Here is a 13261-nt window from a genome sequence, read left to right on the forward strand (position 1 = left end):
ATGGATCTCCGCGACCTGTGGGCCGAGTCCCTCGCCGGGATGCTCGCCCGCCCGGTGCGCTCCGCCCTGACCACCCTCGGCACCGTTCTGGGCATCACCACGCTGGTGGTCACCCTGGGCATCGCGGCGACCGCGGGCAACCAGATCGTCGGCCGCTTCGACGAGCTGCTGGCCACCAGCATCACCGTCGAGGTGCCGCGTGGCGGCCACAACCCCCTGGTCACCTGGGAGGCGGCCAAGGAGCTGCGGCGCCTGCGCGGCGTGACGTCGGCGACGGCGCTGGCACAGAGCGACACGAGCTCCAACCTCGTCGTGACCGCCAACAACCTGCTCGACCCCACCCGGGTGACCGGGCAGACCCTCGCGGTCGTCGCGGCCACCCCCGACCTGCCGGAGACCACCCGCGGCCGGATGGTGGCCGGGCGGTTCTACGACGCCGGCCACGTGGCCCGCCGCGACCGGGTGGTCGTGCTGGGCGAGCAGGCCGCCGAGATGCTCGGGATCACCAGCCTGGAGCACTCGCCGGCGGTGTTCGTCAAGGATCGGGCCTACACGGTCATCGGCGTCATCGGCGGCCTGCGGCGCGAGCAGATCCTGGCCAGCGCGGTGCTCGTCCCGCCTGCTCTGGGTGCCGACTTCGGCCTGAAGGACGTCACCCGCGTCCTGGTCGCCACCCAGCTGGGCGCCGCCGAGCTCATCGCCCGCCAGGCGCCGCTCGCGCTCAGCCCCGACCGCAGCGGGGAACTGCAGGTGATCGCCCCACCCAGTCCCAAGCGGGCGCGGGACGGCGCCCAGGACGACGTCAACGGCCTCTTCCTCGTCCTCGGCCTGGTCTCCTTGGTCGTCGGGGCGGTGGGCATCGCGAACGTCACCCTTGTCACGGTCATGGAGCGGGTCGCCGAGATCGGCCTGCGCCGTGCGCTGGGCGCGGCCCGCCGGCACATCGCCGCCCAGTTCCTGCTGGAATCCAGCCTGATCGGGCTGACCGGCGGGGTGATCGGGGCCAGCCTGGGGATGGTGGCCGTGGTCGCGGTGGCGGCCGTGCGCCAGTGGACCCCGGTCCTCGACGTACGGCTGGCGCTGGCCGCGCCGGTGGCGGGTGCGCTGGTGGGGCTCCTGGCGGGCCTGTATCCGGCGCTGCGTGCGGCTCGCATGGAACCGGTCGACGCACTGCGATGACCGTTCTTGGAGGGTCTGGCACGGGAGAACACCCGGTGACCCATGATGAGGAGGTGAAACCCTTTGATCGCTTACGCGCGGACCTCGCAGCCGGACGCAACCTCGAGATCTACGTGACCGCGTTGATCGCCTTGGGCGTGGGCATCCTCGGCGTCGTCGACGCCGTCGACATCCGTGTCGTCAGCGCCGCGACCCTCGCCACCCTGGCGCTGCTGGCCGTCACCGCGCTCGGGCCGCGCCAGCAGGCCGACGAGCTCAAAGAGCAGGTCGGCCGGCTCAACCGGCTGGTCCAAGAGAAGATCGCCGGAACCGTCGCGGCCGACGCCTTCCTGGCCACCACCCGGGCCGGTCTGGAGGAGCAGATCACCCACGCGCACGACATCCGCCTATCCGGGGTGACCTTGAGCCGCACGATCCGCAACCTCGTGGGCGAGCTGGAGGACCGGCTGCTCCAGGGCGCGTCTGTGAAGATCCTCCTCATCGACTCCGAACCCGACGTCCTCGACCAGGCAGCCAGGCGCAGCACGATCCCCGACCATCCAGAGGTGTTCGGCCACCGCGTCCGCGCGACCATGGACATGCTGCGCCACCTCGCGACCCTGCCCAATGCCACCGGCTCGCTCGAGGTGCGCCTGACGCCGTTCGTTCCCGCCTTCGGTGTCGTGCTGATCGACCCGGACACCGCCGGTGGGGTGCTCCACGTCGAACTGGGCACGCACAGCTCGGCCAGGCCCGACCCTGTCTTCACGCTCACCGCACAGCGCGACCCGCGGTGGTTCCGGCACTTCAACGGCGAGTTCGACCGCATGTGGGAGGCCAGCCGCCCGGCCACGGCCGAGGACGGCTTTCCGGCGCCCGCCTGAGGCGTGCCTCGCTTCGGTCGTGGCATGCACGGCCCACGGTCCGTCGTCGTAAGGCCTACGTCCCCGCCTCCCCTGAGCGAGGGATTTGGTCTGGGGGTGCCACTCCCCCCACCATGAGGCGGGAACGTAGGCGGCATGAAGGCAGATGCCGAGCCTCCTTCATTCCCTACGCCTGAGAGCGGCGTCCGGTTGCCCGCGGGTTTGCCAGATGATGCGGCCGGCGGGCCGTCGCGGTGGAGCGGATCTTCGCCGGGGAGGTCGACTCGCAGGCGTCGCGCTCGACCCGCCGGGACCGGCGGCACTTCGAGGACGGCAGAGCCCACACCCTCCCGGCGGACAAGACCATGACCTGGGCGGATAACGCCATCGGCGGACGCCGTGCCGTCAGGGTGACGGCATCCGCACCTCCGCGTGTGGATGCCGTCGCTCAAGCCTCGGTCACTCGGCGGGGAGCTGGTCCGTCCATTCGGTGTCGATCGTGACGGGGCTGCTGGAGCGCATGGTCCCGCCCAGGAGCGGCGCCCAGACGGAGGTTGTGCGGAGCTGCCCTGTCTCCGGGTCGATGGTGGCCGGCAGCCCGTACGGCGCGTGCCACTGCATCGAGCTTCCGTTCGTCGTCGGCGATCCCGCGCCGTGGCGGCAGGCGCCCATGCTCGGCGGCGAGATGCCCGATGCGCTCGTGGCCGAGGTGCAACGCGCGTGGAGCGGGTTCGTCCATCACGGCGATCCCGGCTGGGGACGTGGGACGGCATCGGCGCACCGCTTCACCGCCTGACGTCCCGGCCGTTCCAGACAGTCGTCCTGCCGGTTCTCGGTCGTCGGGAAACCGCGCCGGCGTGTCCGTCCCGCCGGTCCGCTGGAAGCGGCCGGCGGAGCCGGAGGGGACGACGCCGACCTGACGATGTTCGCCGAACCCGCCCTGGACGTCTCGGTGCCGCGCGAGCGCTACATGGAGGCCGGCACCGCTTCAGCGTGAGGGGCGACGCGCCGGCGTACCGCGAGCCCGAAGAGCACCACCAGCAGCCCGCACGCGCCGGACAGGGCGAAGGGGGCGGCGGGCCGCCACAGGTCATACAGCCAGCCGCCCACTCCGGAGATGACGAAGATGCCGATCGCGCCGCAGAGAAGCTGCACGCCGAACGAGGAGCCGCGGTAGCGGGCAGGGACCTGCTGGGCCAGCAGCGGCCCCGCCGTCGTGATGACGCCGATCTCGCCGAGGCCGATGAAGGCGGCAACCAGCATCATGCCGGGCCCGAGCGGGTCGCTGACCAGCAGGGTCGACAGGTAGGCGGCCGCGGCGACGGCCTGGGCGAGGATGACGACGTTCTGACGCTTCATCCGGTCACCGAGCCAGCCGAACAGCGGCGCGCCCACCACGATCACCGTGTAGGCGATGCCGACGATGGCGCCGCTCCTGGCCAGGGCCTCGGTGGCGGACATGCCGCGCACGGCCCTGGCGTAGTCGACGATCCACAGCGACAGGAAGCTCGCCACCAGGGCCAGGTCGGCCCTGGCCACGAAGGAGGCGGCGTAGGACAGCGCCACGCCCGGGTCGCGGGCCAGTCTGACTCCCTCACCGATCAGCTGCGGCAGCGGCACACGCGGCGTCTCGGCCACGCCCCAGCTCGGTGAGAGCGTGTAGCGCAGCGCCAGCGCGCCGAGCAGCACCATCGCGGCGACGATCAGGAACCCGGTCCTGGCGGCCGCGACAGGCGCCATCCCGCCCTTCTCCAGCATGCTGGGCAGCCTGACCAGCACCAGTACGGCGATCACCGCCCCGACACCGCTGAACAGCCCGAGCCAGCCGTAGGCCTTGCCACGTGCCGGGTCGCGTACGTAGTCGGCGGTGATCGCGGACATGGTGACGTGCAGAGCTGCGATGCCGAGAGCGAAGACGATCCGCAACGCGATGAGAACGCCCGCGTTGCCCGCGAACGGGTAGAGCGCCGCCCCCACCGCGCACAGGACGAGGCCCGCGACCGCGATGGGCCGCCGGCCGATCCGGTCGGCGAGCGCGCCGTACCAGATCAGGCTGAGGATCAGCGCGACCTCCGCGGCGATCTGCAGGTAGCCGGTGGTCCTGCCGAGGTCGTCGGAGGACAGCCCAAGGACCTCGCTGAGGATGTACGGCTGGCCGGCTGGCAAGAAGGTGATGACCGCGGTGCCCACGAATCCGAGCCCCATACAGGCCCACAGGTTGGTCTTGCTGATGCCGGGCGCCGCGTCGAGACCTAACATGGAGCGATCATCGCAACCTTCGCTATAGATCGTCTAGGTTTGGGCCATGACCAGTGAGCGAGTGCCGCCGGGTATCAGCGCTGCTGTCCCCAACGTGGCGCGGATGTACGACTACTACCTGGGCGGCAAGGACAACTTCGAAGTGGACCGGCAGGCCGCGGAGAAGGTTCTGGCCATCATTCCCGAGGTCGAAGGCGATGCCCGCAACAGCAGGGCCTTCCTGCAGCGCGCAGTGCGCCACCTCAGGGAGCTGGGCGTCGACCAGTTTCTCGACATCGGCTCCGGCCTGCCGACCGCGGGCCACGTCCATGAGGTGATCGACGGCGCGAACGTGGTCTACGTCGACAACGACCCCGTCGTCCTCACTCACTCCCGCGCCCTGCTCGGCCACTCCCCTGGCGTCACGGTCCAGGAGGGTGACCTGCGCGAGCCGGAGGAGGTCATGGCGCGGGCGGCGCAGGTGCTGGACCTCGAACGGCCCATCGCCCTGCTCGTGGTCTCCCTGATGCATTTCATCACCGACGAGGAGAACCCGGCCGACCTCCTCCGCCGCTACCGCGAGCTGCTGCCCGCCGGCAGCTACCTGGTACTGACCCACGTCGCTCCGGACACCATGCCGAAGGAGGCCGACGAGGTCAGCAACGTCTACCAGCGCGCATCCTCCCCTTTCACCACCCGCCGTCGCGCCGTGTTCGAGGGCTTCCTGGACGGCTTCGACCTGCTGGAGCCCGGCATCGTCAACACCCGCGAGTGGCGTCCGGACCCGGACACCGCGAGGTCGCAGGTCAAGGGGGACTACCACCTGTGCGCGGTAGGGATCAAGCGGCGCTGACGTGGGAAGTCGGCCTCTGAAACCTTCGCCAAGCGCGCGCCGCAGACTGCGACTGATGGTGGGCCTGCCGCTGGTGACCTGGCCAGGCGAGGTATTCGCCAGGCGTGATGGCCGCGGGCATGCGCGCGTGGGCGCGGAACGGTTGTTCCGCGCCCACCGTCGATCCACCTGTTTCAGCAGCCGACCGGCACGTCCACCGCGACGGACGTAGGGCCGTAGAAGCCGGGCCCGCCGGGACCCGCGGGGCCCTGGGACAGCTTGACCTCGGCGCGAACCGTAGATCCGCAGGGGGCGGTCGCGGTGACGCCCTCGACGGTCACGGTGTTGTTCCAGATGCTCACCGGCTGCCGCCGGGAGCCGAGGAACAGGCCACCGACGACCTGGCCGGATACCTCCACATCGGCGCGCTGCGGGGTGATGACTCCGCCGGGTCCGGGCTCCGCGATGCCGGGCGCGCCGACGGTGCCGTAGAACCGCGCCTGGGTACCGGTGACCTCCACGCAGGCCTTGGTGGTGAGGCCCGAGATCAGGACGCTGTCACTGCAGGTGGTCGTAGTCGTGGCGGCGGATGCCGGGCTGCTCACCGCGAGCGCCCCCGCCATCGCCACCCCCGCGGCGAGTACTGCGGCTCCACGCTTGACGATCTGCTTCAACGATTTCCCCTTTGGTGATCGGGCGTGCGGCCCCGTGCCACCCGCCTGTAAGTAATATGTCACACGTGACATGACCTTACGCTGATCGCCGGGAAAACTGCGCGAGAACCAAGGAGGAAGTTTGGAACGTTCAAATCGGACAGTCCACAACCGGGAAAAGGGCTGGGCGAAGATAGGTCCGGCAGGCGGGGTGAGCTGCACCAGCGCAGGGCGTTCGGCCGCTGAACGCTCGCCGGAAGGCGTCCGAGCCGCTCACACCGTGCGTTACCTCATGGGTAATCGACTACATGACCTCCTCTCGGCGACAGTCGTCACGCATCCCGCAACAACCGTGAGGAGACCTTCTGATGCCGTACATCGTGCGCCCCGACGGGACCAGCTTGTTCCACACCGACTGGGGCCAGGGCAAGCCGGTGGTGTTCGTGTCCGGCGCCTGGCTCAGCAGCAGTTCGTGGGAGTTCCGATGCTGCCGCTGTCCGAGCAGGGCCTGCGCTGCGTCGCCTTCGACAAGTGGGAGCACGGCCGCTCGGACCGGGTCGGCCACGGGTTCGACTACGACACGCTCGCCGATGATCTCGCGGCGCTGCTCGACCACCTCGACCTGCGCGAGGTGACGCTGGTGGCGCACTCGATGGGCGGCGGGGAGGTGATCCGCTACCTGTCCCGCCACGGGTACGACCGGGTGAGCCGGATCGTGCTGATCGCGGCCACCGCGCCGTTGGCGATGAGGACGCCGGACAATCCCGAGGGCGTCGACCGGGCCGTCTTCGACGCCATCATGGCGGATCGGACCAAGGACCGCCCGCGGTGGACGGCTCAGAACGCGCAGGCGTTCTTCGCCACGCATCTGGGCAACCAGGTCTCCACCGAGCTGATCGAGTGGACCATACAGAGGTGCCTGGACTGCTCGGCCAAGGCCGCCGTCGAGGTGGTCAGGACGGGCTTCCGTACCGATCTGCGTGAGGAGTGCGCCGCCGTCCAGCTGCCGACCCTGATCATCCATGGCGACGCCGACGCCTCCGCCCCCATCGATCTGTGCGGGCGGCGGCTGGCGAAACCGGTGCCGGGCAACGTGTACAAGGAGTACCCGGGCGCGGCGCACGCCATCTTCATGACCCACGCCGAGCAGGTCAACCGCGACCTGCTCGACTTCATCGGCGACGGCTCGTCCTGGCATCCACCGGCGGTGTCAGCCGAGGTGGCGGGCGAAGAACCGTAGCGTGCTGTCCAGCTCGAATGCCGGGATCTCCCCGTGCTTGCCGGGGTTGGCGTGCAGCGTCTTCTCAGGTGAGGCCAAGGCCTCGAACAGCGCCAAGCTCTGGGCTCGTGGCACCCGCTCATCGTCCCACTGCAGCAGGAACTCCACCGGGACGGTGATCCGCGCGGCGGCCTCGGCTGACGCCAGTGCCCCGCCCAGGCCCAGTACTGCCGCGCGAACGCGGTGTTCGGCGGCGACGAATGGAACGCCGAGTCCGCAACCCAACGACACGCCCCAGTAGCCCACCGGGCCGGCGCCGACGTGCTCGAGTTGCTGGACCGCGTCCAGGACCGCCTGCCATTCCGGGATGGTCTGGCGGGCTACGAGCGCCTGGAAACCAGCGATCAGCGGAGCCGGCTCTTCTCCGGCATCCACGCGAGTCTGGTTCTCGGTCGCGATCCGGTTGTACTCCTCGTCCATCGGCCGGTCACCATGACCGGGGACGTCGACTGCCACCACCGCGAAACCACACTCGGCCACGAAGCGGCGCGCACGGGCCACGATGTCGGGGGCCTTCTTGTGCTGACCACCGCCGTGTCCCATCAAGATCAGCGGACGGGCGCCGACGGCACCCACTGGGGTCCACAGCACGCCGGGAATCTCACCGAGGGTGAAGAGCTGTTCGCAGACACCGTCGGACGACGTCTCAGAGGTGAAGTGCATAGCGTTCCAAGCCTTTCGGGATGCCTTCTGCGGGCACTCCCTAGGCCATACGAGGGAGGGAGGCCCGACCTGTCACAGCGTTGATCGGTCTCACCTCCTCAGTTCGCAGCAGCGCACGGCGACGCCGAACCTATCACAACGGGTTTCACCCGCGTCCGGGCAAGGATGTCGCCCGGGCGGCACTAGGCAGATATGGGAGACCCGCAGACCCCAGCCGTGAGACAGCCGCGACCAGGTCAACCGGTCACACCTCGGCGAGCCGGCAACAGCCACCGACGCGGAACCTTTAGCTCGCATCTCATCCGGCGCCGGTATGGAGCACGAAGGTACGGCCGCACGACCTGGCGGCGAGACCAGAAGCAGCAGCCGCGCCGGACCGGTCGCCTGGCGCAGATTTCGGTCAGGGTCGATGGTTCCCGGATATGGGCAGGGCGCCGTCGGCGGCCGGCGCGACGGTGCCCTGCCCGTTCTGGGACACGTTCAGGCCGTGACCGTGGCGGAGGCGTTCGGTTTCGTGCCGATACGCGCGGGCTCGTCGCTGCTGTCGGCTGCGGCGACGTGCACGATGCAGCCACGCTCGTCGCGCTCGTCGGCGTCCGGCTCGTCCAGCCATACACCGCCTTCGGCCAGGTAGCGGAAGCAGATGGTGGCCCCTGCAGGCAGCGCGACCACGGCGGTGTGGGGGCCCTGCTGGGTGCGCGTCATGGGGTGGGCGTAGGGGTCCCAGTGGTTGAAGTCGCCCACGACCGAGATCGGGCCGGGGATGTCGGCGGGCAGGGTGAAGGCGAGCTGGACCAATCCGGCCTCGGTCGGAGTGTCTTGTCTGATCATGGTGCGTTCTCCTTTCGCGTCCGCCCGGCAGGTGCGCTCGACGGGCATCGTGCCGGGCAGCCAGTGCCGCAGCGAGCCGCAAGAAGCCACGGAAAGTGGCATGTTGGCGCGCTTTCGGCCATTGCAGAGCGCGGCAGGCGACGGCGGCAATTCGCCACGACGCAGGGCGAACACATCTTGATTCGTGTTTGCCGGTCACCTGGTGCGAGCGCCCCGGATTCGGAGCTCTGGGAGTTGATCGGCGCGGGCAGCGCGTGATGACGGCCGGGCCGGGCCCGGTGGCGGCCTGCAGCAGTTGCCGGGCGGCCGCGGACGAGGCTCGAGGCGTCCGGCAGCCGGTATCCGGCGCGGCCTGTCGGTTCGGTCCGGGACACCAGGCCCACCAGCATGTGGAAGGTGGCCGCCGGCCTGCATCCCTCTCGGGGGCTTGCATGCGAGTTACCGGAGGCAGGGGACGTAGGGTGAGAAGCAACCGGTGAGGAATCGCACGCGGCTTGCGTGTCTGTCAGCACCGTGGAGGGAGGTCCTGATGGACGCCCTGACCCTGCGGCTGGTTCACCACCCTCCCGTCAGCGATCTGATCCTGACGGGAGACCTCGACGTCATCTCCTCGCCCCGCCTGCCGTCAGCCGTCGAGGCCGCGCTCCTCAGCGGCTGCAGACTCCTCATCGTCGACACCGCCGAACTGGCCTTCTGTGACGCCAGTGGGCTCCGGGCGCTGCTCCAGGCGCAACGCCGGGTGGTCGATGCGGGCGGCAGCATGCGGCTGGCACACGTGCATGGCGTGCTGCGCCGCATTCTGGAGATCACCGACCTGGCCGTGGTCTTCCCCACGACGCTCCCCCATGAGGCCGGCCCCCGCATCGAGGCGTGAGGGAGTACTGGCGTTACCTCCTTCACTCCTGCGACCTTGCATACCCTGGGGGCGACACGGCTACGGAACGCGGGCCGCACGCCGGAACAGCTCGCCGCGACCCTGACCGACACGGTCGGTCGGGCACTGGACATCTTGGACAGCGGCATCGGCGCAGCCGCAGCACCGACCGAGTAGGCGGCCCGTCGCCAGGTGACGTCGTTGCGGCCGGCGCCGCCCTCCGCCGTACCGAACCGCCGGCCGCGGATGAGTGTCATGCCGAATCCGTCGCCGCAGGGGACCCGTCGTGCCGATGAGAGCGGGCACCCACCCGGACGCTCTTCCTCCTCATCTACGTGGCCGGCTGCGGCACGAGGTGAATGTCGGCAGCCGGCAGGGGTAGCGAGGCGCGTGACGAGAACGCGCACCCTTCGGGGGACATCGATGGCGATGACGGCATCGGGCAGTTCATCGCCCCTGAGATGAGTCGACCGAGGGCGGCGCTCAATGTGATGTGGTTCACATCCGCGACCTGTCACGACCGGAGCGGGTTGTTTGTCCCATGGGCATCACCGGCACCGAAACCGGTGCCCGACCTTGGGAGAACGCAATGAACAACGGCCACCGCATTGTGGTCCTTGGCGCCGGCTACACGGGCATGTTCAGCGCCGTCCGGCTGTCCCACCGCACCCGCCGGACCGGCGTGAAGATCACACTGGTCAACCCTTCGAGCCGGTTCGTCGAGCGGCTACGGATGCACCAGATCGCAGCCGGGCAGGAGCTGGCCGACCACCGGATCCCCGAACTGCTCGCCGGGACCGGCGTCACGTTCGTCCAGGGCGCCGCCACCGCCATCGACCCCGAGGCTCGGCAGATCACCGTCGACGGTGCCGAGACCCTCGAGTACGACACGCTCGTCTACGCGCTGGGGAGCTCGACCGACACCAGCAAGGTCCCCGGCGCCGACATCCACACGTTCACGCTCAACAACCCGGAGATCGCCGGCCGGTTCGCCGAGCGGCTCACCGAGATCGCCAAGGCCGGCGGCACCGTGACCGTCTGCGGCGGCGGCCTGACCGGCATCGAGGCGGCCACCGAGATCGCCGAGAGCCACCCGAGCCTGAACGTCACGCTGATCAGCTTGGACGAGCCAGGCGGCATGATGGGTGCCGAGGCCCGCGCCTACCTCTACCGCGCGCTGGACCGCCTCGGCGTCACCCTGGAGACCGGCGCCCGGGTCACCAAGGTGCTGCCCGACGCCGTCGAACTGGCCGACGGCCGGCTCGTCCACTTCGACGCCTGCCTGTGGACCACTGGCGTCAAGGTTCCGCCGCTCGCCGCCGACGCCGGGATCGCCACCGACGACCGCGGCCTCATCCTGGTCGACGCCACGCTGCGATCAGTGTCCCACCCGGAGATCCACGCCGTCGGCGACGCCGCAGCGGTCCGCCTGGCCTGGGGGCAGATCCACGGGACCTGTCAGAGCGGCCTACCCACCGCCCAGTACACCGCCGACACCATCGCACGGCTGCTGCGCGGCAAGGCCGTCAAGCCGTTCCGCTTCGGCTACTTCCACCAGCCGGTCAGCCTGGGCCGCCGCGACGCGGTCATCCAGTTCACCAAGGCCGACGACACCCCCGGCCGCTGGTACCTCACCGGACGAGCCGCCGTCGCGTACAAGGAGATGGTCAGCGGCAGCCCCCTCAAGACCTACCGGCTCAGCAAGCACATGAACGTCACCACCATCGTCTCCAAGGGCGGCCGCGCCACCCGCAAGATCGAGGCATGACGGGCACCGACTCCCAGCGCCGTGATCTCGGACTTGCCGTCCAGGTGACGGCGCTGGAACATGAGCCGGTGATCGTGAGCGACGGCAGGGCCGAGCATGACCCGTACATCGAACACCGGCGGCTGCTGTTCGCCACCGCCTACCGCATGCTGGGCAGCGTCACCGACGCCGAGGACGTCCTCCAGGACGCCTGGCTCACCTGGAGCACCGCCGACCGCGACGCGATCCACCACCCCAAGGCCTACCTGGTGCGAACGGTCACCAACCTCTCGCTGAACCGCCTCACCTCAGCGCGGGCCACACGCGAGACCTACGTCGGCCCGTGGCTCCCCGAACCGCTCCTGACCTCCCCCGACATCGCCGCGGAGACCGAATTGGCCGACACCGTCTCCATCGCGATGATGGTCGTCCTGGAAACCCTCAACCCCGTCGAACGCGCCGTCTTCCTGCTCCGCGAGGTCTTCGGCTACTCGCACGCCGAGATCGCCGAGACCCTCGAACGCCCCGAAACGACGGTCCGCCAGATCGCCCACCGCGCCCGCGAGCACGTCCAGGCCCGCCGCCCCCGCTTCGACACCGACGAGGCACAGCGCCGGCAGGTCACAGCGCAATTCATGAAGGCCTGCGCGGGCGGCGACCTGAACGCCGTGATGGAACTGCTCGCCCCCGACGTCACCGCCTGGTCCGACGGCGGAGGCAAGGTCACCGCCGCCCGCCGCCCCCTCCACGGCACCGACCACGTCGCGCGCTGGCTCGTGGGCTTCCTGGCCAAGCCCGAGCTGGCCGCCCTGACCATGGAGCCCGCCGTCATCAACGGCGAGCTTGGCATCCTGGCCACCCTCGACGGCTATACCGTCGGCGCCCTGTCGTTCGACCTCGTCGACGGCCACATCCAGAATCTGCGCTTCCAGGTCAACCCCGACAAGCTCAGCGGCCTCACCCCCGCCAACGGCCTGGCATTCCCCTGATGCCCGCCGGGCTTCTGGCCGAGCTGGTCAGTGCGCTGGAGGGCGCGTCGATCTCCTCGGGCACGGCACATCCCGGCTTGCGTCGTCATGAGGGAATCGGCCACGTGGCGGCGGTTACCCTTCCTTGATCGCCGCCTCCAGGACGCGTGCGGCCCATCTGATGGTCTCCTGTTCGGCTTGGGAGCCAAGGCTGCGGACGTCGGGCCGCCCACCGGGCACGAGGGCCGCCGAGGCCGAGCCTCCGACCGGGTGGGAGAGCGAGATCGGAGATCTGGCCCGCAGCTTGACCAGGGGTGTCGTCCGGGACCCGGTGATCGTGGGCCTCCCCGTGCACGAATAGGCTCGAAGTCCGAGCGCACGTGGGGGGCACCTTTGAAAACGCCGGTTTCGCGGAGAGTGCGCGATCTTGTCTATGAGACGTTCGCCTCGGAGGGGCGCGCACCGTCAGTGGCCGAGCTGGCGCGCAGAACGCAGAGCACTGTCGATGCGATCCAGAAGATCTTGCACGACCTGGCGGAGGCCCACGCCCTGGTCCTGACGCCCGACGGGGATGCGGTGCGGATGGCCCACCCGTTCACCTCTGCGCCGATGGCGTTCGTCGTGACACCGCTGGACGGGCATGACGACCGCCGCTGGTGGGGTGGATGCGCGTGGGATTCCTTCGGTATCAGCGCCGCCCTTCATCTGGACGTCCGTATCGACACGGCTTGTCCGCAGTGCGGAGCTCCGATCAGCTTCCAGGCAGGCCCGCAGCTCCCGCCTCCCGCGGGGCTCGTGGTCCGCTTCCCCCGGCCTGCCAGGGAGTGGTGGGACGACGTGGTCAGCACCTGCACGATGATCCGCGTGTTCTGCGACCGCGGTCACGCCGAGCGGTGGACGACGGACAACGCGCCGGGCACCGGCTACATCGCCGAGGCGGCGGCCGTGTGGCGGCTGGCCGGCCCGTGGTACGGCGATCGCCTGGACCCCGAGTTCCAACCGCACAGCCGCGAGCACAACCAGGGGCTCCTCGATGAATGCGGCCTCACCGGCCCGTTCTGGCAGCTGCCGTAAGCGATCAAGACGAACCGGACCGCGCCCGACGGAGGTGTAGCACAACGCGCCGACCCTCCAGGGGGGCAGGCCAGGTACGCC

Annotated in this window: 13 protein-coding genes; 9 read left to right on the forward strand and 4 right to left on the reverse strand. The window is 69.9% G+C overall.

What is annotated here, in order from left to right; translation table 11 throughout:
• The 3 genes from AC3EO4_RS31110 (at position 1) to AC3EO4_RS31120 (ending at position 2817) form a co-directional block, all read left to right on the forward strand.
• Positions 1 to 1179, forward strand: a complete 1179-nt coding sequence (locus tag AC3EO4_RS31110; RefSeq protein WP_431898877.1) for an ABC transporter permease — start codon at positions 1 to 3, stop codon at positions 1177 to 1179.
• 53 nt (positions 1180 to 1232) lie between these two features.
• On the forward strand, positions 1233 to 2042 hold the full coding sequence (locus AC3EO4_RS31115; RefSeq protein WP_379577033.1) for a hypothetical protein: 810 nt from the start codon (positions 1233 to 1235) through the stop codon (positions 2040 to 2042).
• Between the two features lie 469 nt (positions 2043 to 2511).
• On the forward strand, positions 2512 to 2817 hold the full coding sequence (locus AC3EO4_RS31120) for a hypothetical protein (RefSeq protein WP_431898878.1): 306 nt from the start codon (positions 2512 to 2514) through the stop codon (positions 2815 to 2817).
• Positions 2818 to 2987: 170 nt separating this feature from the next.
• On the opposite strand, the gene AC3EO4_RS31125 is transcribed toward AC3EO4_RS31120, so the two are convergent.
• The gene (locus AC3EO4_RS31125; protein WP_379577030.1) at positions 2988 to 4280 is read right to left on the reverse strand and encodes an MFS transporter; all 1293 of its coding nucleotides are present in this window, start codon (positions 4278 to 4280) and stop codon (positions 2988 to 2990) included.
• 46 nt (positions 4281 to 4326) lie between these two features.
• Between AC3EO4_RS31125 and AC3EO4_RS31130 the strand changes: the two genes are divergently transcribed.
• Complete coding sequence (locus tag AC3EO4_RS31130; RefSeq protein ID WP_379577029.1) at positions 4327 to 5112, forward strand: SAM-dependent methyltransferase; 786 nt, start codon at positions 4327 to 4329, stop codon at positions 5110 to 5112.
• A gap of 173 nt (positions 5113 to 5285) precedes the next feature.
• Here AC3EO4_RS31130 and AC3EO4_RS31135 read toward each other — a convergent pair whose 3' ends face one another.
• A complete protein-coding gene (locus AC3EO4_RS31135; protein WP_431898879.1) occupies positions 5286 to 5765 on the reverse strand; it encodes a hypothetical protein in 480 nt (159 codons plus the stop codon).
• A 463-nt stretch (positions 5766 to 6228) separates the two neighbouring features.
• On the opposite strand from AC3EO4_RS31135, the gene AC3EO4_RS31140 reads away from it, so the two are divergent.
• Positions 6229 to 6984 (forward strand): alpha/beta fold hydrolase, encoded by a 756-nt coding sequence (locus tag AC3EO4_RS31140; protein ID WP_488186362.1) that lies wholly within the window; start codon positions 6229 to 6231, stop codon positions 6982 to 6984.
• Here AC3EO4_RS31140 and AC3EO4_RS31145 read toward each other — a convergent pair.
• Together AC3EO4_RS31145 and AC3EO4_RS31150 are read right to left on the reverse strand one after the other, a co-directional pair.
• The gene (locus tag AC3EO4_RS31145; RefSeq protein WP_431898881.1) at positions 6955 to 7686 is read right to left on the reverse strand and encodes a dienelactone hydrolase family protein; all 732 of its coding nucleotides are present in this window, start codon (positions 7684 to 7686) and stop codon (positions 6955 to 6957) included. The two genes, AC3EO4_RS31140 and AC3EO4_RS31145, sit on opposite strands and share 30 nt — an antisense overlap.
• A 480-nt stretch (positions 7687 to 8166) precedes the next feature.
• Positions 8167 to 8517: an isoamylase early set domain-containing protein gene (locus AC3EO4_RS31150; protein WP_431898882.1), complete on the reverse strand. Its 351-nt coding sequence runs from the start codon at positions 8515 to 8517 to the stop codon at positions 8167 to 8169.
• A 529-nt stretch (positions 8518 to 9046) separates the two neighbouring features.
• On the opposite strand from AC3EO4_RS31150, the gene AC3EO4_RS31155 reads away from it, so the two are divergent.
• The 4 genes from AC3EO4_RS31155 to AC3EO4_RS31170 all read left to right on the forward strand — a co-directional run bounded on the left by AC3EO4_RS31155 (position 9047) and on the right by AC3EO4_RS31170 (position 13180).
• Complete coding sequence (locus AC3EO4_RS31155; protein WP_379577019.1) at positions 9047 to 9391, forward strand: STAS domain-containing protein; 345 nt, start codon at positions 9047 to 9049, stop codon at positions 9389 to 9391.
• Between the two features lie 589 nt (positions 9392 to 9980).
• Positions 9981 to 11159 carry an NAD(P)/FAD-dependent oxidoreductase gene (locus AC3EO4_RS31160; protein WP_431898883.1) on the forward strand — a complete coding sequence of 393 codons (1179 nt, stop codon included), beginning with the start codon at positions 9981 to 9983 and terminating at the stop codon, positions 11157 to 11159.
• Positions 11156 to 12127 carry an RNA polymerase sigma-70 factor gene (locus AC3EO4_RS31165; protein ID WP_431898884.1) on the forward strand — a complete coding sequence of 324 codons (972 nt, stop codon included), beginning with the start codon at positions 11156 to 11158 and terminating at the stop codon, positions 12125 to 12127. Before AC3EO4_RS31160 ends, AC3EO4_RS31165 begins: the two co-directional genes overlap by 4 nt.
• Positions 12128 to 12523: 396 nt before the next feature.
• On the forward strand, positions 12524 to 13180 hold the full coding sequence (locus AC3EO4_RS31170) for an alkylmercury lyase family protein (protein ID WP_431898885.1): 657 nt from the start codon (positions 12524 to 12526) through the stop codon (positions 13178 to 13180).
• The last annotated feature ends 81 nt before the right edge of the window (positions 13181 to 13261 follow it).

Source organism: Nonomuraea sp. bgisy101 (assembly GCF_057708945.1).

What these genes read in the sequence shown, in the direction of transcription:
- AC3EO4_RS31130 (WP_379577029.1), top strand. Translation starts at nt 4,327, where the DNA reads ATGACCAGTGAGCGAGTGCCGCCGGGTATCAGCGCTGCTGTCCCCAAC.
- AC3EO4_RS31155 (WP_379577019.1), top strand. Translation starts at nt 9,047, where the DNA reads ATGGACGCCCTGACCCTGCGGCTGGTTCACCACCCTCCCGTCAGCGAT.
- AC3EO4_RS31125 (WP_379577030.1), bottom strand. Translation starts at nt 4,280, where the DNA reads ATGTTAGGTCTCGACGCGGCGCCCGGCATCAGCAAGACCAACCTGTGG.
- AC3EO4_RS31165 (WP_431898884.1), top strand. Translation starts at nt 11,156, where the DNA reads ATGACGGGCACCGACTCCCAGCGCCGTGATCTCGGACTTGCCGTCCAG.
- AC3EO4_RS31140 (WP_488186362.1), top strand. Translation starts at nt 6,229, where the DNA reads ATGCTGCCGCTGTCCGAGCAGGGCCTGCGCTGCGTCGCCTTCGACAAG.
- AC3EO4_RS31150 (WP_431898882.1), bottom strand. Translation starts at nt 8,517, where the DNA reads ATGATCAGACAAGACACTCCGACCGAGGCCGGATTGGTCCAGCTCGCC.
- AC3EO4_RS31160 (WP_431898883.1), top strand. Translation starts at nt 9,981, where the DNA reads ATGAACAACGGCCACCGCATTGTGGTCCTTGGCGCCGGCTACACGGGC.
- AC3EO4_RS31145 (WP_431898881.1), bottom strand. Translation starts at nt 7,686, where the DNA reads ATGCACTTCACCTCTGAGACGTCGTCCGACGGTGTCTGCGAACAGCTC.
- AC3EO4_RS31110 (WP_431898877.1), top strand. Translation starts at nt 1, where the DNA reads ATGGATCTCCGCGACCTGTGGGCCGAGTCCCTCGCCGGGATGCTCGCC.